Here is a 19,709-nt window from a genome sequence, read left to right on the forward strand (position 1 = left end):
CCATTGCTTTTAGCCGTACAGTCGCCAACTATTGGGCGTAAACGCAGAACTGCACGGGAGTGAAGGGGCGATGTACAAGGTTTATGGCGACTACCAGTCGGGCAACTGCTACAAGGTCAAGCTGATGTTGAGCCTGCTGGGCCGGCCGTATGAATGGCACCCGGTGGACATCCTCAAGGGCGAGACTGAAACGCCCGAGTTCCTGGCGATGAACCCCAACGGCAAGGTGCCAGTGCTGGAGCTGGAAGACGGCAGCTACTTGTGGGAGTCCAACGCCATTCTCAACTTCCTGGCCGAGGGCAGCGAGTTTCTGCCCAGCGAACCGCGCCTGCGCACCCAGGTGTTGCAGTGGCAGTTCTTCGAGCAGTACAGCCATGAGCCGTACATTGCCGTGGCGCGCTTCATCCAGTTTTACCTGGGGCTGCCGGAGGACCGCCTGGAGGAGTACCGCAAGCTGCACAAGGGCGGCTACAAGGCGCTGCGGGTGATGGAGCGGCAGTTGCAGATGACGCCGTACCTGGTCGGTGACCAGTATTCGATTGCCGATGTGGCGTTGTATGCCTACACCCATGTGGCGCAGCAGGGCGGCTTCGACCTGGCCGAGTACCCGGCGGTAAGGGCCTGGCTGGAGCGGGTCAGCAGCCACCCGCGGCATGTGCCGATGGTGGGTTGATCGTTACCGGTACCGGCCCTTTCGCGGGCAAGCCCGCGCCTACAGCGAAAGGGCCAGTACCGGCTGCCTAAAGCGCTCAGGCCGACGCGAACCGCTCATCCAGGTAAGCAATGATGGCCTTGGACTCATACATCCAGGTCACCTTGCCCGCCTCTTCAATGCGCAGGCACGGCACTTTCACCCGGCCGCCACCGTCCTGCAGGGCCTGGCGGTGCTGCGGGTCGTTCTTGGCATCGCGCAGTGCCACCGGCACGTTCAGGCGGTGCAGGGTGCGGCGGGTTTTTACACAAAACGGGCAGGCATGGAACTGGTACAGCGCCAGGCCCTTGGCCGCTTGCTCGACGCGGGCCTGGGCTGCGGCGTCGCGCTTGCGCTTGGCCGGGCGGCTGATCCAATCGCCGAACACGATGAGCTGGCCGAGGCCAACCCGCAGGGCTTTGACGAACATGGGCAACTCCTGAAATGAAAAAGCCGACCCGGCAGGGTCGGCTTGGGGGCTGCAGCCAATCACTTGATCAGGCTGAGGAACTCGCTGCGGGTGGCGGCGTTTTCGCGGAACTCACCCAGCATCACCGAGGTGATCATGGTCGAGTTCTGCTTCTCGACACCGCGCATCATCATGCACATGTGCTTGGCTTCGATCACCACGGCCACACCGGCGGCGCCGGTTACCTGCTGCACGGCCTCGGCAACCTGGCGGCTGAGGTTTTCCTGGATTTGCAGGCGGCGGGCGTACATGTCGACGATGCGCGCCACCTTCGACAGGCCCAGTACCTTGCCCTTGGGCAGGTAGGCAACGTGCGCCTTGCCGATGAACGGCAGCATGTGGTGTTCGCACATCGAATACAGCTCGATGTCCCGGACCAGCACCATTTCGCTGTTGTCAGAGCTGAACAACGCGTTGTTGGTGACTTCTTCCAGGGTTTGCTCATAACCGCGGCAAAGGTACTTCATGGCCTTTGCAGCCCGCTTGGGCGTGTCGAGCAGGCCCTCACGGGAGACGTCCTCGCCAATTTGGCTGAGGATCTCGGTGTAGTTCTGTTCCAGGGACATGGATCTACCTGTGGGAAAAAATCGCAAAAACGAAGGTTACGGCGGTGAGGGCGGCGCTGCAAGCGCGGCGTTACTCGTCGCGGCCTTCGAGCATGGTTCGCTTGAGCATCACATACACTGCGCCAGTGCCGCCGTGGCGGGCGCTGCACGAGGCAAAACCAAGCACTTGCGGGTGCTGGCGCAGCCAAGTGTTGACGTGGCTCTTGATCATCGGGCGCTTGCCGTCCAGGCGTGCCGCCTTGCCGTGGGTAACCCGCACGCAGCGTACTTCCAGCTTGGTGGCTTCGGCAATGAAGTCCCACAGGGTTTCGCGGGCCTTTTCCACGGTCATGCCATGCAGGTCGAGGCTGCCCTCGAACGGGATTTGCCCCAGCTTCAGCTTGCGCAGTTGGCCTTCCTGCACGCCATCGCGGCGCCACATCAGTTCGTCTTCGGCACCTACGTCGATAACGAACTGGTCGGACATGCCGTCGATCACCAGGGCCTTGTCACTGCGCACGGTCGCCGATTGGCGCAAACCGGCCAGTTGCTGGCGGTCGGCCTTGGGTTTGCCGACTTCGGCGCGGTCGTGCTTGATCGGTTTGACACCGCGCACTTCGGCCTTGAACAGGGAAAAATCGTCGTCTTGCATGATGCCTCCACGTGGGCGGCGTAGTTTACGCGACTGTGGGGCCTTGTGCAGCCTGTGCCAGTACAGGGATTCCCCGGCAGGGGCGGGTTTACCCGCGAAGGGGCCCGCACAGGCGACACACACGATCAATCATGCTTTTTCATCAGGTGCGGTGCCAGGTTCAGCTCGCGCCCCCGGCGCAGGCGAATGCGGCTACGCCGCCAGAAGCGCACGCCCAACCACAGCAGCAGCAAGCCCGCCACGGTCAAAACGCTGGAAAGCGGTTTGTTGGCATTGAGCTCCTGCAGGGCAGGGTAGTTGCCCAGCAGGCCCGCGACGCCAGCCATCGCCAGCAGTACGCCGAGGGTTGCCAGCAGGGCCGACAGGCCGGCCGCCAGGCGGGCGCCCCAGTTACGCGGTTGGCGCGGGCGCAAGCGCTTGGCGTCGAAACTGCCTTTGAGCTTCATTCCGCTCTCCTCTGTGGATATCCGGAATTCGACCTGCTGCCACCTTTCGGGTTCCGCCCGGCTGCCGGGCGGTCACCTAGCTGCTTAAATCAGGCTGGCGGTGGGGGCCACGCAAGCGAAGTTGTCAGCCATCACGGCCATTTCACACTGGTGAATCTGCGCGGCCGGGATCACCCCATCCTTGAATGCCAGGTCGCGGGTGGCCGACGCGTCTTCCACCAGGGTACAGCGATAACCATAGTCCTTGGCGCGGCGTACGGTAGTGCTGACGCTGGAGTGGCTCATGAAACCGCAGACGATCAGGTCGAGGTGGCCCAGCGCCTGCAGCGTCTCATGCAGCTGGGTGTTCTTGAAGGCGTTGGGCATGCGTTTTTCGATGACGATTTCGCCTTCCAGTGGCTCCAGCCCCGGAATGAACTGGCCGGCCGGCCCTTGTGGGTCGAAGCGGCCACCGACAGTGCCCAGGTGGCGAACATGGATGATCGGACGGCCGCTCTTGCGCGCGGCGTCGAGCAACCTGGCGATGTTGGCCACGGCCTCGTCCATGCCCGACAGCTGCAGGGGCCCACTGAGGTACTCCTTTTGCGCATCGATGATGATCAGGCTGGCGTGGCTCAGCTTGGCCGGCGGGTAGTCGCGGCCAGTGAGGCGGAACATCGTGGTTGGAACGGACATCAAGGGCTCCTTGGATAGGGCTTTTGTATACCTATTCTCCCCTGCCTTGACGCCAATGGGAATGGTTGACATCGCAAGCGGCATGGTTACTGGCCTGTGGCTAGCCGTTGGGTAAGGCAAAGGAACAAATGTGCGGGTGGGGCTGTTAGACTTTTGTCCGGTCTGAATTAGGAGTACCCCGTGATCACATCCCGTCTGCGCACGCTGCGCGACTACATCCGCTGGGCGGTCAGCCGCTTCCACGAGCATGACCTGTTCTTCGGCCACGGTGCCGACAACGCCTGGGACGAGGCCCGGTTGTTGGTGCTGGGCGCGGTGCACCTGCCGTGGGAGGTGGCCGACAGCTACCTGGACTGCATGCTCGAGGACGACGAGCGGGTACGTTTGCAGCACTTGCTCAAGCGCCGTATCGAAGAGCGCGTGCCGGCCGCCTACTTGCTGGGTGAGGCTTGGTTCTGCGGCATGTCGTTCATCGTCGACCCGCGCGTGCTGGTACCGCGCTCGCCCATTGGCGAGCTGATCGAAAAGCGCTTCGAACCGTGGCTGGCGAGCGAGCCGGCGCGCATCCTCGACCTGTGCACCGGCTCGGGCTGCATCGGTATCGTTGCTGCCGACGTGTTCCCGCAGGCCGAAGTGGTGCTGGCCGACCTGTCGTTCGAGGCGCTTGAGGTGGCCAACCAGAACATCGAGCGCCACGGCCTGGATACCCGCGTGTATACCGTGCAGGGCGATGGTTTTGCCGGTTTGCCGGGGCAGCGTTTTGACCTGATCCTGTCCAACCCGCCGTATGTCGATGCCGAAGATTTCGACGACATGCCGGCCGAGTACCACCACGAGCCCGAGCTGGGCCTGGCCTGTGGCAACGATGGCCTGGACCTGGTGCGGCGCATGTTGGCCGAGGCGGCGGACCACCTGACCGACAAGGGCTTGCTGATAGTCGAAGTGGGCAACAGCCAGGTGCATGTCGAGGCGCTGTACCCCGAGGTGGACTTTACCTGGCTGGAATTCGAGCGCGGCGGGCATGGGGTGTTCATGCTCACCGCCGAGCAGTGCCGCCAGCATCAGGAGCTGTTCAAAGCCCGGGTCTGACCTTGATGGGGGCTGCTTTGCAGCCCTTCGCGGGCAAGCCCGCTCCTACAGGTACCCCACAATGCTCAGCCCTGTGGTGTTCCCGTAGACGCGGGCTAGCCCGCGAAGCAGGCGACGCGGTCTAGCGGGTAGCGATCCAGATCAACAACCCAGCCTGAAACACCGCAAACGCCACCAGGCAGGTAATGGTAAAGCGCAAACCGCTGTCTTCCCGCCGGTACTTGGCCACGCGCTCGTCGCGCTCGCGCAGTTGCCCTTCTTTCTCCTGTAACTGCTGGTCAGCCTGCTGCAGCAGGTCGGCAGCGTCGAGAATCTCTACCCGCTGCAAGCGCTCGCTGTTCCAGGCCCCCTTGAGCTGGCCCACCGCCATTTCCACGGTACGGCCCTTCAGGTGCTGGCTGTCTTCGTACTCCACCTCGATACCCGCCCCGCGCAGGCAGTGGTCGCGGCGCAGGCGTGAGTCCTCGTTCAGCGCATCCTTGCTTGGCAAGGGCATGCCCTCGACCCGGTAATGCGACCACTTGCGCTGCAGCCATTGCGCGGCCTGGGCCAGCAGGAAGCGGCCGATGCCACGGTTCAGCGGCTCCAGTTGCAGGCCATGTTCATTGCCAATGCGCACCAGGCGCTCGGTGTGGTCGACGCGAATGTCCAGGCGGTTTTGCTCTTTGTGCACCTTCTGCCCGGGCAGCTGGATTTCCATGCGCAGCAGGCTGTGGGCCTTGTCGTGGCGTTCGGCATAGCCGAACTGCACGAAGCGCAGCGGCCGCGCGCCGCTGTTGCGGTCGGTGGGCAGGGCGGCCAGGCGCAACAACTGGAAATGTTCGACGGCCAGCTCGGCCCACGGCAGGGCGGTGCTTTCCTGGGGGGCTTCAGCCGGCTCTGCGGCGGCGGGGGCGGTTGTCATCGGGGCTTGTCCTCAGCTATGCCTGCTGTATCGGCAGGCTGTTCAAGGACCTGAGCCGATTTCCCTCACGCCGAAGGCAAATGTTGAATAAACGTCACAATCCGCTCGCCCAGCTCCCGCGCCAGTGGCAACTCGGGGTTGAGGTAGCTGTCGCGTTGCTGGCTCATGGCCTTGGGGCTAATGCGCAGCATGTGGTTCATGCCATCGATTAGCACCAGCTGTGCGTCCGGCTTGGCCGCCTTCAGCCGCTCGGCGTCGACCACCGCCACCTGCACGTCGTTGCGCCCCTGCACGATCAGCGCGGGCATGGGCAGGCGGGCGAAGGCCGCCGCCGGGTTTTGCTGGAACAGCGAAATCAGGTACGGCTGCACGCTGGGGCGGAACACCTGGCGCAGCGGTGCCGGCACCTCCAGGCTGGTTTGCCCGGCTTGCAGGCGGTCGAGCAGGGCACTGCCGCTGGCCAGTTGCGCGGGGGGCAGGCGCTGGGCCAGTTGCTCGCGCAGCACCTCGGCCAGCGGCCGGCCACTGCCGGCCAGGGTGATCACGGCGCTTGCGCCAGCCTGTTCGGCGGCCAGGCTGGCGATCAGTGCGCCTTCGCTGTGGCCGATCAGAATCAGCGGGCCAAAGCGCGGGTCGGCCTTGAGCTTCTGGCTCCAGGCGACCACGTCGGCCACGTAGCGCTCCACGCTGAGGTTGCGTTCGTCGGGCGTGGCCGGCTGGCTGGCCGCCACCCCGCGCTTGTCGTAGCGCACGCTGGCAATGTGCTGGTTGGCCAGCAGCAGGGCCAGGCGCTTGAGGTTGTCGACCCGGCCTGCGGACGGGTTGTTGCCGTCGCGGTCGGTGGGGCCGGAGCCCGCGATGATCAACACCACCGGCGGCGGGCTGGCCTGTTGCGGCAACAGCAGGCTGCCGTGCAGCACGCCCTGGCCCGTGTCCAGGTCGATGGGGCGTTGCAGCACGGTGGGGGCGGCCTGGGCCAGGCCGCTGCACAGCAGGAGGAAGAGGGCGACGATGCGCGACATCATGCGGTACTACCTGGGGAGATGACGGTTTGACCCAATGTTTGCGGGAAGGTTCGTGGGCGGCTCGATGTAGCAGCGGGCTTGCCCGCGAAGAGGCAGCACAGGCAACCGATCCATCTGTATACTGCCGCTTTCGTCCACCTCAGGCAGAACTCGCGGAGCGTCCATGTCCGGCAATACCTACGGCAAGCTGTTCACTGTCACCACCGCTGGCGAAAGCCATGGCCCGGCGTTGGTCGCCATTGTCGATGGATGCCCACCGGGCCTGGAAATTTCCCTCGCCGACCTGCAGCACGACCTCGACCGGCGCAAGCCCGGCACCAGCCGGCACACCACCCAGCGCCAGGAAGCCGACGAGGTAGAAATCCTCTCCGGCGTGTTCGAGGGCCGTACCACCGGCTGCTCGATTGGCCTGCTAATCCGCAACACCGACCAGAAGTCCAAGGACTACTCGGCGATCAAGGACCTGTTCCGCCCGGCCCACGCTGACTACACCTACCACCACAAATACGGCACCCGCGACTACCGCGGCGGTGGCCGCAGCTCGGCCCGCGAAACCGCCATGCGCGTGGCCGCCGGTGCCATCGCCAAAAAGTACCTGGCCACCCAGGGCATCACCGTGCGCGGCTACATGAGCCAGCTGGGCCCGATCGAAATCCCGTTCAAGACTTGGGAGTCGGTGGAGCACAACGCCTTCTTCAGCCCCGACCCAAGCAAGGTGCCAGAGCTGGAGGCCTACATGGACCAGCTGCGCCGTGACCAGGACTCGGTCGGTGCCAAGATCACCGTGGTCGCCGAAGGCGTGATGCCGGGCTTGGGCGAGCCGATCTTCGACCGCCTGGACGCAGAACTGGCCCACGCGCTGATGAGCATCAACGCGGTCAAGGGTGTGGAAATTGGCGCCGGTTTCGCCAGCGTGGCCCAGCGCGGCACCGAGCACCGTGACGAGCTGACCCCGGAAGGTTTCCTCAGTAACAACGCAGGCGGCATTCTTGGCGGTATCTCTTCGGGCCAGCCGATCGTTGCTCACCTGGCTCTCAAGCCAACCTCCAGCATCACCACCCCGGGCCGCTCGATCGACGTTGATGGCAACCCGGTGGACGTCATCACCAAAGGCCGCCACGACCCGTGCGTGGGCATCCGCGCCACGCCGATCGCTGAGGCGATGATGGCCATTGCGCTGATGGATCACCTGTTGCGCCACCGTGCGCAGAATGCCGATGTGAAGGTGAACACCCCGGTGCTGGGCCAGCGCTGATCCGCCTGCACCGGCCCTTTCGCGGGTGAACCCGCTCCCACAGGTACAGCGCTGCCCTCAAGCTTTGCGCGATCCCTGTGGGAGCGGGTTCACCTGCGAAGAGGCCGGCCCAGGTCCCCACAAGGCCACTCCATGCAGCCCATCCCTTACTGGCGCCTGTCCAGCTTCTACCTGTTCTACTTCGCCCTGCTCGGTTCCACCGCCCCCTTCCTGGCGCTGTACTTCGACCACCTGGGCTTCTCCCCGGCGCGCATCGGCGAGCTGGTGGCCATCCCCATGCTCATGCGTTGCGTGGCCCCCAACCTGTGGGGCTGGCTGGGCGACCGCACCGGCCAGCGCCTGCTGATCGTGCGCCTGGGTGCGCTGTGTACCCTGGCCACCTTCGCCCTGATCTTCTTTGGCAAAAGCTACGCCTGGCTGGCGCTGGTCATGGCCCTGCACGCGTTCTTCTGGCATGCAGTGCTGCCGCAGTTCGAAGTGATTACCCTGGCCCACCTGCACGGGCAAACCGCGCGCTACAGTCAGGTGCGCCTGTGGGGCTCGATCGGTTTCATCTTGACCGTGGTTGGCTTGGGGCGGCTGTTCGAGTGGCTAAGCCTGGATATCTACCCGGTGGCGCTGGTCACGATCATGGCCGGCATCGTCGCCGCCAGCCTGTGGGTGCCCAATGCCCAGCCGGTGGAGCAGGGCGAGCGCAGCGGCGCGGGCGGTTTTCTGCAGCAGTTGCGGGCGCCCGGGGTGGTCGCGTTCTATGCCTGCGTGGCGCTGATGCAGCTCAGCCACGGGCCTTACTACACCTTCCTTACCTTGCACCTGGAACACCTTGGCTACACCCGCGGTGCCATCGGCCTGCTGTGGGCGCTGGGGGTGGTGGCCGAGGTGCTGATGTTCATGGGCATGAGCCGGCTGTTCGCCCGCTTCAGTGTGCAGCGCGTGTTGCTGGTCAGCTTCCTGTTGGCGGCGTTGCGCTGGCTGCTGTTGGGCAACCTGGCCCAGCAGCCGGTTGTGCTGGTCTTCGCCCAGCTGCTGCACGCGGCCACCTTCGGTTGCTTCCACGCTGCCTGCATCGCCTTTGTCCAGCGCAGCTTCGGCGCCCGCCAGCAGGGCCAGGGCCAGGCGCTGTATGCGGCGCTGTCGGGCACCGGTGGTGCCTTGGGGGCGCTGTATTCGGGCTACAGCTGGAAATTGCTGGGGCCCACCTTCACCTTTGGTATGGCCAGTGCCGCAGCCTTGGCGGCAGCCGTTATCATTGCCCTTTGTTCGCCACCAACCAGGACCCGCCCCTGATGAGCATTCTCAGCGTTTTCCACCCCTCCAGCCCGGACCTGCCGAACAAGGTGTTGACCCACCCTGACGACATCGCCGCCACCCTGGCCGCGCAGGGGGTGCGCTTTGCCCATGCCGAGCATGGCCTGCACGTGCGCCCGGGCACGCCCGAGGACGAGGTGCTGGGCGCTTGCCGCGGGTACTTGGACCAGTTGATGACGGCGCATGGCAGCAAGGCCTTCGTGATGCTTAACCGTCACGGTGAGGCCCCGGCACAGGTGGATGTGCGCGATGAGCATGAGCATGCCGCCGAAGAGGTGTTTGCCGTGGTTAGCGGGCGGGCTCAGGTTGGCTTGCGTTTGGGGGGCTGGGTGTATTCGGTGTTGTGCGAGAAGGGCGACCAGCTGGTTATCCCGGCTGGCGCGCGGCGCTGGGTGGAACTGGGCGAGGCACCGTTTTGCCTGGCGTTGCGGCTGTATGCCAGCGAGCAGGGTGTGCAGGCGCGGTTTACCGGGGATGTGACGGCGCGGGCGTTTTTGGGAATTGACGAGTTGTAATGGTGTTGCCGGCCTCTTCGCGGGGTCACCCGCGAAGAGGCCAAATCGCTCATTCAAAAAATCAGCGATAGGTCGGCAAGGCAAACCGCTGCTGGCTTTGCAGCATGGTGATGACCGGCAGTTCACTGGCTTGCTCGGCCAAATCTCGGCGAATGGCACTGATCGCCCACGATAGCTGCTCGGCACTGTGCAATTGTGCGTAGGTCAACACCCGGCGGGTGACTTTGCCATCAGCGGCGCGCAGGGTCAGCAGCACACCGCCGTCGGGCCGCGGTTGGGTATTCACCTGGTAGGCCGAAAATACCGAAACGAACTTGTCCTGGATGAGGTCCATATCAACTCCTGGCTGTTGGGTGGCAGTCGTGAGTTGATGTTTGCAGTGACCGTGCCAAAACTTGTTTTGCAAGAAACACCAGTAAATACAAGGTGTTATGGAGTTTTAGTAGAGGCGGCATCGTGCAGGCTGCATGGTCGTGCATTTTGCACAGTGCATTTTGCACGGACCGTTCGTTGGCTATCGGGCCAATAGAATCTGAACCTTTGACGGTAATGGCTTGCCTGACAAAAACTTGGGCAATCATTTATGCCAGGAGGTTCCCGATGTCCAGCCACACCGCGCCCGTCACCATGACCGATGAAGAAACCGCTGCCTTCGCCGAGCAAGTGTTCGAATGTGCCCGCCAGGGCGATGCCACGATGCTCGGGCGCTTGCTTGCCAGCGGCTTGCCGGCCAACCTGCGCAACCACAAGGGCGATACCCTGCTGATGCTGGCCAGCTACCACGGCCACCACGATGCTGTGCGCGTGCTGCTGGCACACGGCGCCGACCCGCTGCTTGCCAATGACAACGGCCAACTGCCAATCGCCGGGGCTGCATTCAAGGGTGACCTGGATATGGTCCGCTTGCTGCTGGAGCACGGCGTGCCGGTGGACGCTGCCGCGCAGGACGGGCGCACGGCATTGATGTTGGCAGCCATGTTCAACCGCAGCGCAATCCTCGACTACCTGCTGGCCCAGGGCGCCGACCCGGCCCGCCAGGATGCGCGTGGCGCCACCGCCCTGATGGCGGCGCAAACCATGGGGGCAGTGGACGCCGCGGCGCGCCTGCAAGCGCTGGCCGGCTAACAGCAAGGGGGCATTTGCGGCTATCCTTGGCGACTTTTCACCCGTCGCAGGCCCCTTTCATGAAAACTCAGTTGCTCGAATTCATCAGCCTCATTGGCGCTGGCTGCATGCGCGAGGAAGATATCGAGCGCATCGCCGACGAGGCCGCCCAGGCCTACGCCGACCCGGCCGCCTTCCTGGCAGCCAACCCCGATATCAACTACGACGACAGCTTCCCCATCCCGCTGGGCGAATGGGTAGTGCTGGGCAGCCTGCCGGACACCGTGGTGTTTCAGGCCGACAGCTACCAGCAGCTGTTCCAGCAAATCAGCGACTCGTTCGACAACAGCGTGCCGTTCACCCTCAAGCCCAAGCAACTGGCCCGTACCGAGCCGCTGACAGCGCTCAACCGCATCCAGGTGCAGATGGGCGCGCTGAACAAAGAGGCGGGTGGTTATGTGCTGCTCAACTTCAGCCAGCTGCTGGATGACGAGTTGCAGGTGGTGATGGTCGGGCAGCACGACCTGGCGCGGGTGCTGGCGCTGGGGGCAGAGCTGGGCATCAAGGTCGAGCCGGCCCTTGAAGCCTTGAAAGTAGCTGTACACATCTGACTGTATCGTTTGCTGCTTCGCGGGCAAGCCCGCGAAGAGGCCGCCACAGGCAGCTTGAGCCTCAGCCGAGCGCGGTATCCAGGAACATCATCACCGCAAACCCACCCATCAACCCCAGGGTCGCCGCCGTCTGATGCCCGTTGCGGTGGGTTTCGGGGATCACTTCGTGGCTCACCACAAAAATCATCGCCCCCGCCGCCAACCCCATGCTGATGGGGTAGGCGAGGGCGAAGCCGGTGGAAATCCCCAGGCCGATCACCGCCCCCAGGGGCTCCATCAGCCCCGACCCAATCGCCACCAGTGCGGCCTTCAGGCTCGACAACCCGGTGGCGCGCAAGGCCAGGGCCACGGCCAGCCCCTCGGGGATGTCCTGAATGGCAATGGCGCTGGTCAGCGGCAGGCCGATGCTCATGTCGCCATTGGCGAAGCTCACGCCAATGGCCATGCCTTCAGGCAGGTTGTGCAGGGTAATCGCCAGTACGAACAACCACACCCGGCTGATGCGCTCAGCCTCGGGGCCGCACGGGCCGGTGCTTTCGTGCTCGTGTGGGGTGAAGCGGTCCAGGCCCAGCATCAGCAACACGCCCAGGCCCATGCCCAGCACCACGGTAAAAGCTGCCGCCGGGCCATTGCCGGTGATCGCCCGGGCGGCATCCAGGCCCGGCAAAATCAGCGAAAACGAACTGGCGGCCAGCATCATGCCGGCGGCAAAGCCCAGCATCACGTCCTGGGTGCGCGCCTTGACATCGCGCAGTACCACCGCCAGCACCGCGCCCAGCGCGGTGGCGCCAAAGCCAGACAGCCCACCCAGGGTGGCCAGGTGCAGGTGGTCGGCGTGGTCGCCGTTCACCGCGTTCCACAGGCTGGCCGCCAGCAGTAGCAGCACCGCCAGCAAGCTCAGGCCCAGGCCGGCGCTGAGCCAGGGGGTGTTCACGAGCTGCTGGCGCCAGGCATTCAGCAGCGAGGGTGGGGCGGCGCTTTGGCTGTGGGCGGGGGGCATGTGAACCTCGAATCAATGGGTACCGGCAGTCTACTCAGGGACCTGCGGCAACTGCCAAGGATTCCCTTCTATCGACGTGATAGCTGGCTATGCTGTGCAGCAAAAGCCTTTGACAGGAGTTTTGCCATGGGGTCGACATTCAACAGCCTGGTTGGGCTGATTATTCTGGCGCTGGATATCTGGGCCATCCTCAATGTGATCAAAAGTGGCAGCGAAGTGGGCATCAAGGTGTTGTGGATACTGCTGATCGCCTTGCTGCCGGTGGTGGGGCTGGTGATCTGGGCGATTGCTGGGCCGCGGGGGAATGTGCGCATTTGAACCCTGCGCAGCGCCTACCTACCCTGGCAGTACTGACATAGTCAGAAATGGGGCCGTGACAAAATTTTCACATTGGTTTAAACAGAATCCGCACCCGCACAATGCTGCGTTGGTCTAGCGCCAGCGCCACCCCGCAAACCCGCAATCCTAGGACTTTCCCATTCATGGCTAACACGGACGCCCTGAAGCAACGGGGCGCGCGAGCGTCGTTCTCGCCGACCCTGAAATCCCACCTGGCCTATACGCTGCTCAGCGGCCTGGTGATCATGCTGATGCTCAGCCTCGTGCGCCTGGCGCTGTTGGTCTACAACAGCGACATGATCGGCGATACCCCTTATGCGACCGTGGCCGAAGGCTTCCTTAACGGCTTGCGCTTCGACCTGCGGGTGGTGGTATACCTCAGCATTCCGCTACTGCTGGCCATCCTTAGCCCGTGGGCCATGGCCCGGCGGGGCGTGTTCCGCTTCTGGCTGACCCTCGCCTCCAGCGTGGTGATGTTCCTTGGCCTGATGGAAATGGACTTCTACCGCGAGTTCCACCAGCGCCTCAACGGCCTGGTGTTCCAGTACATCAAGGAAGACCCGAAAACCGTGCTGAGCATGCTCTGGTACGGCTTCCCGGTAGTTCGCTACCTGTTGGCCTGGGCGTTCGGCACCTGGCTGCTAAGCCTGTTGTTCAAGGGCATCGACCGCATGACCCGCGGCGAGGGTGTGCAGCGTGTGGCACCGTGGTACAACCGCCTGGCGGTGTTCATGGTGATTCTGCTGGTGGCCGTGGTGGCCGCGCGTGGCACCCTGCGCCAGGGCCCGCCCATGCGCTGGGGTGATGCCTTTACCACCGATTCCAACTTCGTCAACCAGCTGGGCCTGAACGGCACCCTGACCCTGATCGACGCCGCCAAGAGCCGCTTCGGCGAGGACCGCGCCAACATCTGGAAGCCGGTGCTGAAGCAGGACGTGGCCACGCAAAGCGTGCGTGAACAGCTGCTCACCGCCAACGACACCTTGGTCGATGCCGACGAGGCTGCCATCCGCCGCGACTTCGTGCCGCCGGCCGAGCGCACCCTGCCAATCAAGAACGTGGTGGTGATCCTGATGGAAAGCTTCGCCGGCCACTCGGTGGGCGCGCTGGGCAGCCCCAACAACATCACCCCGTACTTCGACAAGCTGGCCAAAGAAGGCCTGCTGTTCGACCGCTTCTTCTCCAACGGCACCCATACCCACCAGGGCATGTTCGCCACCATGGCCTGCTTCCCCAACCTGCCAGGCTTCGAATACCTGATGCAAACCCCGGAAGGCGGCCACAAGCTGTCTGGCTTGCCGGCCTTGCTCAGCGCCCGCGACTATGACGACGTGTACGTCTACAACGGCGACTTTGCCTGGGACAACCAGTCCGGGTTCTTTGGCAACCAGGGCATGACCACCTTCATTGGCCGTAACGACTTCGTCAACCCGGTGTTCTCCGACCCGACCTGGGGCGTGTCCGACCAGGACATGTTCGACCGTGGCAACCAGGAACTGGCCAAGCACGATGGCAAGAAGCCGATCTACGCGCTGCTGCAGACCCTGTCCAACCACACCCCGTACGCCCTGCCCAAGGACCTGCCGGTCCAGCCAGTAACAGGCCAGGGCCGCCTGGACGAGCACTTGACCGCCATGCGCTATTCGGACTGGGCGCTGGGCCAGTTCTTCGAGAAGGCGCGTAAAGAGCCGTACTTCAAGGACACCCTGTTCGTCATTGTCGGCGACCATGGTTTTGGCAACCAACAGCAGGTCACCGAGCTGGACCTGGGGCGCTTCAACGTACCGCTGCTGCTGATTGCCCCAGGCATTCAGGAGAAGTTCGGTGCGGTAAACCACACCGTGGGCACCCAGGTCGACATCGTGCCGACCATCATGGGCCGCCTGGGGGGGCAGACCCGTCACCAGTGCTGGGGCCGCGACTTGCTCAACCTGCCTGAGGGCGACCAGGGCGTGGGCATGATCAAGCCATCGGGCAGCGAGCAGATCGTCGGCCTGGTGCAGGGCGACCGCATCCTGATCGAGTCCAAGGACATGACCCCGCGCATGTACCGCTACCAGCTGGGCAGCGAATTCAAGGCCGAGCTGATCGAAAGCCCAGACCAGCCAGAAATGCTGAAAAAGCTGGAAGCGTACATCCAGACCGCGACCAAGAGCCTGTTGGACAACACCGCGGGTGTCGTGCACGGTACGCCGAAGTAAATTTGGGCCGCTTTGCGGCCCATTCGCGGGCACGCCCGCTCCCACAGGTAGCTGCACAAGGTTCGACGCTTGTGCGGTACCTGTGGGAGCGGGCGTGCCCGCGAATGGACCCACCACAAACGCCCCCTGACTGAACATTCCCACCGCCTCAAGGTCAGTTATTCAGGCAACGCACACCTGGTTTCCTTGATTGGGAGGGCTCGTTCAATGAAAGAGTGGGAAGTCATCTTTGCCGATCAGAAAGGCGAACCGTCCTCGCTGCTGCTGCATGCCGAGCACCGTCCCAGTGAAGAGGACGCCGCGCGGGCCATCCGTTCACACCTGTTCCCGGTGATGGACGAGCTGGACCTTAACGACTTCCAGGACCGCACCATTTCCCCCACGGCGCGCTGGCTCAAGGAGCAGAGCGGCGTCACCATCACCAGCATCCACGAAGCGCCCTGAACCACACGTTTGCGTGGTGCCCTGGCAGGCGCTACGCTGCATGAAGGTGCCTGTTTTTTCTGCTTGTTGGCAGCGCATTCATTCGCGTCTTGCATCAGCTCGAACTGCCCGGCCGCTGCCGGCAGGTGCGTAGTGCACGGAAAGTCTATCCATCGCATTATTCAGGAGGACGTTTCATGAGCAGCCAAAACGACGATATCAGCAGCAACGTCCTGCGCCAGATGAAAGCAGGCGGTTTTGACTTCACCCAAATTCATCCCATCGAGTTTTACGCCATATTCCCCGACGAAGCAGCGGCCCGCCGCGCGGCTGGGCAGTTTCGCGGTGAATCCCTCAATGCCCAGGTGAAGGAGCTGGGCGACGGTGCCTGGCACCTGGAACTGAGCAAAGTCATGTATGCCACCTATGGCGGCATTGGCGACTTCGAAGAGGCCTTCGAGCAGCTGGTGTCACCTTATGGTGGTGAGGTGGAAGGGTGGGGGGTCAAGCACGAGCGGCCCATCGCCTGAGCGTTTTGTGTTGCCATCTTCGCGGGCCTGTGGGACAGGGCAAGCCCGCGAAGAAGCACACACTGCCCTCAAGGCCTGCGCCCAGCCATATGCCCCAGATAAGCCAACAATGCATCCAGCTCCCGCTCGCTCAATACACTTTCGGCAAACCCTGGCATTTTCGCCTGCGGCCAGCGCCGTAGGCTTTGCGGGTCTCGTATCAGCTGGCGCAGATATTCAGGCCGGAAGTACTCGGTGGGGTTGTGCGGCACATTCAAATCCGGCCCCAATTGCGCATCCCCCGCGCCATTGAGCCGGTGACACGCCAGGCAGTTTTGCTGGAACAGGGCAAAGCCTTGGCGCACCGGGCTGTCAGCCGGTAGTTGCGGGTCGGGCAGCAGTGTCGGAAAGCGCGCCTCGACAGCGGCCAGCTTACGGATAGTGGAAATTTGGAACGGCCACTGCTCCGGGCGAATGCCGCTGGCCTGCGGCGCGGTCCACACCAGGTAGAACGGCCCCGCACTCGGTTGGCCCTGGCCCAATGCCGGCCACGGCTTGGCCGGGTCTTCCACGGCTAGCCAGGCCTGTGCAGGCCCTTGCTGCAACAGTGGGGCAGCAGGCATTTCGGCGGCAAAACCGTCCAAGGCCACGGCTTGCAGGTGCTCGCTGGCGCTCACACCCTCCAGTAGCGCGGCCAGCGGCACCGCCCGATAGTGCATGGGGCGCTTATAAGACACGTCCTGTTCGATGCTGATGTCCCGGGCCTGCGGGTGCTCGAGCAATTGGGCACTGCTCCACTGGCGCGACGTGGCACCCAGTTCAAGGTGCAGTTGCGCCGCCGACAGCGGCAGGCTCAGGAACAACGCTAACAGGGCAAGGCAGTGGCGCATGGGTAATCTCCGACCATCAAGGCCAGCAGGTTACCTGCGCGTTGCCAGTTTGCGCCACAGCGCACATCAGCCGAATAAACGTGTCAGGTTCGGCAGTATCAGCAGCAAAGTCGTGGCGAAGAGAATGAGCCCAGCTTGGCGAATTTTCGATTGTCTGAACATGGCGGACCGCCTTCTTGTTGTTATTCCTGAATACCCGTTGGCTTCCTTGTCGCGCTTCGGGTCGATCGCAGTGGCGTTATGGCGCCAACACTGCCTGCCTCTTGAATGTGGATATACAACCAACAGTAGGGTGTGTGTTATCCATATTTGAGAACTGTTTGTTCTAAGTAACTAAAAAATGGGTGCTTAGTGGCTATGAGGCCATGTGCCATCCCGCTGGCATGCTCTGGCTAGAGGGCGGCGCAAGTGCCAGCCGAGCGGCGATGAAATATGACCGTTCGTCAGTGCAGCCTACTTGCTTGTACGTGCCTTTCGCGTCAGTCTCTACAGCAGTTTCCCACCCATGTCGTTCAGGACTATCCCTATGTCGTTACGCATCTGCATCCTTGAAACCGATGTCCTGCGACCGGAGTTGACCGCGCAGTACCAGGGCTACGGAAGGATGTTCGAGCAACTGTTCTCGCGTCAGCCGATCGCGGCAGAATTTCGTGTGTACAACGTGATGAACGGCGACTATCCCGCCGATGACGCAGTGTTCGATGCCTACCTGGTAACGGGTAGCAAGGCCGATTCGTTCGGTACCGATCCATGGATCCAAACCCTCAAGGCCTACCTGCTGAAACTGTACGAGCGTGGCGAGAAGCTGTTGGGTGTGTGTTTCGGCCACCAACTGCTGGCGTTGACCCTGGGTGGCAAGGCCGAGCGGGCCGAGCAGGGCTGGGGGGTGGGCATCCACCGCTATTCGCTGGCGGCCCATGCCCCGTGGATGGACCCGGAGGTGTCGGAACTAACCTTGCTGATCAGCCACCAGGACCAGGTGACCGAGTTGCCGGAAGGTGCCACGGTGATTGCCTCCAGCGATTTCTGCCCGAACGCGGCGTACCACATTCGTGACCAAGTGCTGTGCTTCCAGGGGCACCCGGAATTCGTCCATGACTACTCCCGCGCGCTGCTGGATGCACGCCAGGAGCACCTGGGCGATGAGGTGTACCACAAGGCCGTGGCCAGCCTGGCCAGCGAGCACCAGGGCGACTTGGTAGGGGAGTGGATGTTGCGGTTTATCCAGCGGCACGACGCGGCGTAATGGCCGGGGGCCGCAACGCGGCCCCCACAAGCTCAAAGCCAGCCAGACTTCTTGAAGCTGGCATACAACCCCGCACACCCCGCCGTAATCAACCCCAGTACCCCGAAATACCCGTAATGCCACCCCAGTTCCGGCATGTTCTGGAAGTTCATCCCGTATATCCCGGCAATCGCCGTGGGGAACGCCAAAATAGCTGCCCAGGCGGCGAACTTGCGTTGCACGATGCTTTGCCGTGACGACTCCAGCAACATGCCGATCTCGATGGTTTGGCTGGCGATGTCGCGGATGCCGGCCAGGTCTTCCATCTGCCGCGTCACGTGGATTTGCACATCACGGAAGTACGGGCGCATGTTTTTGTCGATGAACGGAAAGTTCAGGCGCTGCAGTTCTTCGCTCACCTCGACCATCGGTGCTACATAGCGGCGCAGGCGCAGGATGTCGCGGCGCAGGCTGTGCAGGCGGCGGATGTCGTCCTCTTGCAGGGACCCGCCAAGCACGCTTTGCTCCAGCTCTTCGATTTCGCCATGAATGGCCTCGCTGACCGGCTGGTAGTTCTCGGTGACGAAGTCGAGCAGGGCGTACAGCACGAAGTCTTCGCCGTGCTCCAGCAGCAACGGCCGTGCCTCGCAACGCTGGCGCACCAGGGCGTAGGATTTGGAGTGGCCATTGCGGCAGGTGATGATGTAGCCGTTGCCGGCAAAAATGTGGGTTTCGATGAACTCCAGCTTGCCTTCGTGGCGCACCGGCGAATAAGTGACGATGAACAGTGCGTCGCCGAAGGTTTCCAGCTTGGGCCGGCTGTGCTTTTCCAGGGCGTCTTCGATGGCCAGTTCGTGCAGGTTGAACTGGCGCTGCAGGTTGGCCAGTTCTTCGGCGTTGGGCTCTTCCAGGCCGATCCACACAAAATGCCCCGGCTTGCGCGCCCACTCGCTGCCTTCGTCGATGCTGATGTTGGTGACTTTTCTGCCGGCGCTGTACACCGCCGATGCCACGACTCGACCCATGGTTGTCCGCTTATTCCGGTTGAACACGGGTTACAGCTTGGGCTGTAGTGGGCGCAAGAGCAACCTGGGCTGGCCTAGCCGTTGGCCAGTTCCGCTTCCATGCGGTCGATGCACTGCTGCATCTGCCCGCGGCATTGTTCGACCAGTGCGGGCACGTCCTGCTGGCTCAAGCCTGCCGTGGCAATCGGTGGCAGCGAGCGCACGATCACCGTGCGCTGGCCCCAGCTGTTCAGGCCCAGGCGCCCGGCATAGCGGCTGACGCACACCGGTACGATCGGTACACCGGCCTCGACGGCCATGTGAAACGCGCCTTTCTTGAAGGCCAACAGGTGCTCGCCGGCATTGCGTGTGCCTTCGGGGAAAATCCAGATCGAGGTGGCGTCCTGCAGCACCTGGGTGGTCTTTTGCATGGCCTTACGCGCCTGGTAGGCGTTGTTGCGGTCGATCAACACGTTGCCGCCCAGCCAGAACAGCTGGCCGAACAGCGGGAGCCAGCGCAGGCTCTTCTTGCCGATGGCCACGGTGCGTTGTGGCACCACCTGGCCCAGCACGAACAGGTCGAAGTTGGACTGGTGGTTGGCAATGATCACGCAGCCAGGCGGCTGGTCCCATAACGGGCCGACCTCGGCCTTGACCTTGATGCGCATCAGCCAGGTGGCCGGCAGGCTATACAGGCGGGCGAACAGGCGGCTGTTGTCGGGGTTGAAGGGGCGGCACAGGCCAATCACCAGGCCCAGGGCGCCGGCGACCAGAAAATGCAGCGACAGCAGGAACATGCGCAATGAATAAAGCACGGTACGGCTCACAC

At 63.3% G+C, this 19,709-nt stretch carries 24 protein-coding genes; 12 read left to right on the forward strand and 12 right to left on the reverse strand.

The window, feature by feature from the left end; translation table 11 throughout:
* The first annotated feature begins 70 nt into the window (after positions 1–70).
* A complete protein-coding gene (locus DV532_RS06870; RefSeq protein WP_056797503.1) occupies positions 71–673 on the forward strand; it encodes a glutathione S-transferase family protein in 603 nt (200 codons plus the stop codon).
* A 76-nt stretch (positions 674–749) separates the two neighbouring features.
* Here DV532_RS06870 and DV532_RS06875 read toward each other — a convergent pair whose 3' ends face one another.
* The 5 genes from DV532_RS06875 to DV532_RS06895 form a co-directional block, all read right to left on the reverse strand.
* Positions 750–1,121 (reverse strand): glutaredoxin, encoded by a 372-nt coding sequence (locus DV532_RS06875; RefSeq protein WP_056797500.1) that lies wholly within the window; start codon positions 1,119–1,121, stop codon positions 750–752.
* A gap of 59 nt (positions 1,122–1,180) precedes the next feature.
* A complete protein-coding gene (gene folE / locus DV532_RS06880; RefSeq protein WP_013971502.1) occupies positions 1,181–1,726 on the reverse strand; it encodes a GTP cyclohydrolase I FolE in 546 nt (181 codons plus the stop codon).
* 70 nt (positions 1,727–1,796) lie between these two features.
* Positions 1,797–2,357: a Smr/MutS family protein gene (locus DV532_RS06885; RefSeq protein WP_056797497.1), complete on the reverse strand. Its 561-nt coding sequence runs from the start codon at positions 2,355–2,357 to the stop codon at positions 1,797–1,799.
* Positions 2,358–2,482: 125 nt separating this feature from the next.
* A complete protein-coding gene (locus DV532_RS06890) occupies positions 2,483–2,803 on the reverse strand; it encodes a hypothetical protein (protein ID WP_056797494.1) in 321 nt (106 codons plus the stop codon).
* 84 nt (positions 2,804–2,887) lie between these two features.
* Positions 2,888–3,478 carry a cysteine hydrolase family protein gene (locus DV532_RS06895; RefSeq protein ID WP_012271080.1) on the reverse strand — a complete coding sequence of 197 codons (591 nt, stop codon included), beginning with the start codon at positions 3,476–3,478 and terminating at the stop codon, positions 2,888–2,890.
* A gap of 180 nt (positions 3,479–3,658) precedes the next feature.
* On the opposite strand from DV532_RS06895, the gene prmB reads away from it, so the two are divergent.
* Positions 3,659–4,567: a 50S ribosomal protein L3 N(5)-glutamine methyltransferase gene (gene prmB / locus DV532_RS06900; RefSeq protein WP_056797491.1), complete on the forward strand. Its 909-nt coding sequence runs from the start codon at positions 3,659–3,661 to the stop codon at positions 4,565–4,567.
* 121 nt (positions 4,568–4,688) lie between these two features.
* On the opposite strand, the gene DV532_RS06905 is transcribed toward prmB, so the two are convergent.
* The gene (locus DV532_RS06905) at positions 4,689–5,471 is read right to left on the reverse strand and encodes a hypothetical protein (RefSeq protein ID WP_056797488.1); all 783 of its coding nucleotides are present in this window, start codon (positions 5,469–5,471) and stop codon (positions 4,689–4,691) included.
* A 65-nt stretch (positions 5,472–5,536) separates the two neighbouring features.
* On the reverse strand, positions 5,537–6,496 hold the full coding sequence (locus DV532_RS06910) for an alpha/beta hydrolase (RefSeq protein ID WP_056797484.1): 960 nt from the start codon (positions 6,494–6,496) through the stop codon (positions 5,537–5,539).
* 163 nt (positions 6,497–6,659) lie between these two features.
* On the opposite strand from DV532_RS06910, the gene aroC reads away from it, so the two are divergent.
* The 3 genes from aroC to DV532_RS06925 all read left to right on the forward strand — a co-directional run bounded on the left by aroC (position 6,660) and on the right by DV532_RS06925 (position 9,574).
* Complete coding sequence (gene aroC / locus DV532_RS06915; RefSeq protein ID WP_056797481.1) at positions 6,660–7,751, forward strand: chorismate synthase; 1,092 nt, start codon at positions 6,660–6,662, stop codon at positions 7,749–7,751.
* A 132-nt stretch (positions 7,752–7,883) separates the two neighbouring features.
* Positions 7,884–9,038 (forward strand): MFS transporter, encoded by a 1,155-nt coding sequence (locus DV532_RS06920; protein ID WP_056797479.1) that lies wholly within the window; start codon positions 7,884–7,886, stop codon positions 9,036–9,038.
* Positions 9,038–9,574 (forward strand): oxidase, encoded by a 537-nt coding sequence (locus tag DV532_RS06925; protein ID WP_056797476.1) that lies wholly within the window; start codon positions 9,038–9,040, stop codon positions 9,572–9,574. Before DV532_RS06920 ends, DV532_RS06925 begins: the two co-directional genes overlap by 1 nt.
* A gap of 61 nt (positions 9,575–9,635) precedes the next feature.
* On the opposite strand, the gene DV532_RS06930 is transcribed toward DV532_RS06925, so the two are convergent.
* Entirely contained in the window at positions 9,636–9,908 is a 273-nt protein-coding gene (locus DV532_RS06930; RefSeq protein ID WP_056797473.1) for a DUF3509 domain-containing protein, read from the reverse strand.
* Positions 9,909–10,174: 266 nt separating this feature from the next.
* Here DV532_RS06930 and DV532_RS06940 point away from each other — a divergent pair, with 266 nt between their 5' ends.
* Complete coding sequence (locus DV532_RS06940; protein ID WP_056797470.1) at positions 10,175–10,699, forward strand: ankyrin repeat domain-containing protein; 525 nt, start codon at positions 10,175–10,177, stop codon at positions 10,697–10,699.
* Positions 10,700–10,758: 59 nt separating this feature from the next.
* Positions 10,759–11,289, forward strand: coding sequence for a hypothetical protein (locus tag DV532_RS06945; protein WP_056797467.1), 531 nt, complete (start codon positions 10,759–10,761; stop codon positions 11,287–11,289).
* Positions 11,290–11,350: 61 nt separating this feature from the next.
* Here the strand turns inward: DV532_RS06945 and DV532_RS06950 are convergent, their stop codons facing one another.
* Complete coding sequence (locus DV532_RS06950; RefSeq protein WP_056797463.1) at positions 11,351–12,289, reverse strand: ZIP family metal transporter; 939 nt, start codon at positions 12,287–12,289, stop codon at positions 11,351–11,353.
* 126 nt (positions 12,290–12,415) lie between these two features.
* Between DV532_RS06950 and DV532_RS06955 the strand changes: the two genes are divergently transcribed.
* The 4 genes from DV532_RS06955 (at position 12,416) to DV532_RS06970 (ending at position 15,782) form a co-directional block, all read left to right on the forward strand.
* Complete coding sequence (locus tag DV532_RS06955) at positions 12,416–12,607, forward strand: PLDc N-terminal domain-containing protein (protein WP_012271091.1); 192 nt, start codon at positions 12,416–12,418, stop codon at positions 12,605–12,607.
* A 164-nt stretch (positions 12,608–12,771) separates the two neighbouring features.
* Positions 12,772–14,829 carry an LTA synthase family protein gene (locus DV532_RS06960; RefSeq protein ID WP_056797462.1) on the forward strand — a complete coding sequence of 686 codons (2,058 nt, stop codon included), beginning with the start codon at positions 12,772–12,774 and terminating at the stop codon, positions 14,827–14,829.
* A gap of 207 nt (positions 14,830–15,036) precedes the next feature.
* Complete coding sequence (locus DV532_RS06965) at positions 15,037–15,273, forward strand: hypothetical protein (protein ID WP_056797459.1); 237 nt, start codon at positions 15,037–15,039, stop codon at positions 15,271–15,273.
* A gap of 176 nt (positions 15,274–15,449) precedes the next feature.
* The gene (locus DV532_RS06970) at positions 15,450–15,782 is read left to right on the forward strand and encodes a ribonuclease E inhibitor RraB (protein ID WP_056797455.1); all 333 of its coding nucleotides are present in this window, start codon (positions 15,450–15,452) and stop codon (positions 15,780–15,782) included.
* A 68-nt stretch (positions 15,783–15,850) separates the two neighbouring features.
* On the opposite strand, the gene DV532_RS06975 is transcribed toward DV532_RS06970, so the two are convergent.
* A complete protein-coding gene (locus DV532_RS06975) occupies positions 15,851–16,651 on the reverse strand; it encodes a c-type cytochrome (RefSeq protein ID WP_056797452.1) in 801 nt (266 codons plus the stop codon).
* A 526-nt stretch (positions 16,652–17,177) separates the two neighbouring features.
* On the opposite strand from DV532_RS06975, the gene DV532_RS06980 reads away from it, so the two are divergent.
* A complete protein-coding gene (locus DV532_RS06980) occupies positions 17,178–17,897 on the forward strand; it encodes an amidotransferase (RefSeq protein ID WP_056797449.1) in 720 nt (239 codons plus the stop codon).
* Between the two features lie 32 nt (positions 17,898–17,929).
* Here the strand turns inward: DV532_RS06980 and DV532_RS06985 are convergent, their stop codons facing one another.
* Positions 17,930–18,901: a magnesium and cobalt transport protein CorA gene (locus tag DV532_RS06985; RefSeq protein ID WP_056797447.1), complete on the reverse strand. Its 972-nt coding sequence runs from the start codon at positions 18,899–18,901 to the stop codon at positions 17,930–17,932.
* 74 nt (positions 18,902–18,975) lie between these two features.
* Positions 18,976–19,695, reverse strand: coding sequence for a 1-acyl-sn-glycerol-3-phosphate acyltransferase (locus DV532_RS06990; protein ID WP_056797517.1), 720 nt, complete (start codon positions 19,693–19,695; stop codon positions 18,976–18,978).
* Positions 19,696–19,709 lie beyond the last annotated feature (14 nt).

Source organism: Pseudomonas sp. Leaf58 (genome assembly GCF_003627215.1).
Taxonomy (GTDB): Bacteria; Pseudomonadota; Gammaproteobacteria; order Pseudomonadales; family Pseudomonadaceae; genus Aquipseudomonas.

What these genes read in the sequence shown, in the direction of transcription:
- DV532_RS06870 (WP_056797503.1), top strand. Translation starts at nt 71, where the DNA reads ATGTACAAGGTTTATGGCGACTACCAGTCGGGCAACTGCTACAAGGTC.
- DV532_RS06875 (WP_056797500.1), bottom strand. Translation starts at nt 1,121, where the DNA reads ATGTTCGTCAAAGCCCTGCGGGTTGGCCTCGGCCAGCTCATCGTGTTC.
- folE (WP_013971502.1), bottom strand. Translation starts at nt 1,726, where the DNA reads ATGTCCCTGGAACAGAACTACACCGAGATCCTCAGCCAAATTGGCGAG.
- DV532_RS06885 (WP_056797497.1), bottom strand. Translation starts at nt 2,357, where the DNA reads ATGCAAGACGACGATTTTTCCCTGTTCAAGGCCGAAGTGCGCGGTGTC.
- DV532_RS06890 (WP_056797494.1), bottom strand. Translation starts at nt 2,803, where the DNA reads ATGAAGCTCAAAGGCAGTTTCGACGCCAAGCGCTTGCGCCCGCGCCAA.
- DV532_RS06895 (WP_012271080.1), bottom strand. Translation starts at nt 3,478, where the DNA reads ATGTCCGTTCCAACCACGATGTTCCGCCTCACTGGCCGCGACTACCCG.
- DV532_RS06905 (WP_056797488.1), bottom strand. Translation starts at nt 5,471, where the DNA reads ATGACAACCGCCCCCGCCGCCGCAGAGCCGGCTGAAGCCCCCCAGGAA.
- DV532_RS06910 (WP_056797484.1), bottom strand. Translation starts at nt 6,496, where the DNA reads ATGATGTCGCGCATCGTCGCCCTCTTCCTCCTGCTGTGCAGCGGCCTG.
- aroC (WP_056797481.1), top strand. Translation starts at nt 6,660, where the DNA reads ATGTCCGGCAATACCTACGGCAAGCTGTTCACTGTCACCACCGCTGGC.
- DV532_RS06920 (WP_056797479.1), top strand. Translation starts at nt 7,884, where the DNA reads ATGCAGCCCATCCCTTACTGGCGCCTGTCCAGCTTCTACCTGTTCTAC.
- DV532_RS06925 (WP_056797476.1), top strand. Translation starts at nt 9,038, where the DNA reads ATGAGCATTCTCAGCGTTTTCCACCCCTCCAGCCCGGACCTGCCGAAC.
- DV532_RS06930 (WP_056797473.1), bottom strand. Translation starts at nt 9,908, where the DNA reads ATGGACCTCATCCAGGACAAGTTCGTTTCGGTATTTTCGGCCTACCAG.
- DV532_RS06940 (WP_056797470.1), top strand. Translation starts at nt 10,175, where the DNA reads ATGTCCAGCCACACCGCGCCCGTCACCATGACCGATGAAGAAACCGCT.
- DV532_RS06945 (WP_056797467.1), top strand. Translation starts at nt 10,759, where the DNA reads ATGAAAACTCAGTTGCTCGAATTCATCAGCCTCATTGGCGCTGGCTGC.
- DV532_RS06950 (WP_056797463.1), bottom strand. Translation starts at nt 12,289, where the DNA reads ATGCCCCCCGCCCACAGCCAAAGCGCCGCCCCACCCTCGCTGCTGAAT.
- DV532_RS06955 (WP_012271091.1), top strand. Translation starts at nt 12,416, where the DNA reads ATGGGGTCGACATTCAACAGCCTGGTTGGGCTGATTATTCTGGCGCTG.
- DV532_RS06960 (WP_056797462.1), top strand. Translation starts at nt 12,772, where the DNA reads ATGGCTAACACGGACGCCCTGAAGCAACGGGGCGCGCGAGCGTCGTTC.
- DV532_RS06965 (WP_056797459.1), top strand. Translation starts at nt 15,037, where the DNA reads ATGAAAGAGTGGGAAGTCATCTTTGCCGATCAGAAAGGCGAACCGTCC.
- DV532_RS06970 (WP_056797455.1), top strand. Translation starts at nt 15,450, where the DNA reads ATGAGCAGCCAAAACGACGATATCAGCAGCAACGTCCTGCGCCAGATG.
- DV532_RS06975 (WP_056797452.1), bottom strand. Translation starts at nt 16,651, where the DNA reads ATGCGCCACTGCCTTGCCCTGTTAGCGTTGTTCCTGAGCCTGCCGCTG.
- DV532_RS06980 (WP_056797449.1), top strand. Translation starts at nt 17,178, where the DNA reads ATGTCGTTACGCATCTGCATCCTTGAAACCGATGTCCTGCGACCGGAG.
- DV532_RS06985 (WP_056797447.1), bottom strand. Translation starts at nt 18,901, where the DNA reads ATGGGTCGAGTCGTGGCATCGGCGGTGTACAGCGCCGGCAGAAAAGTC.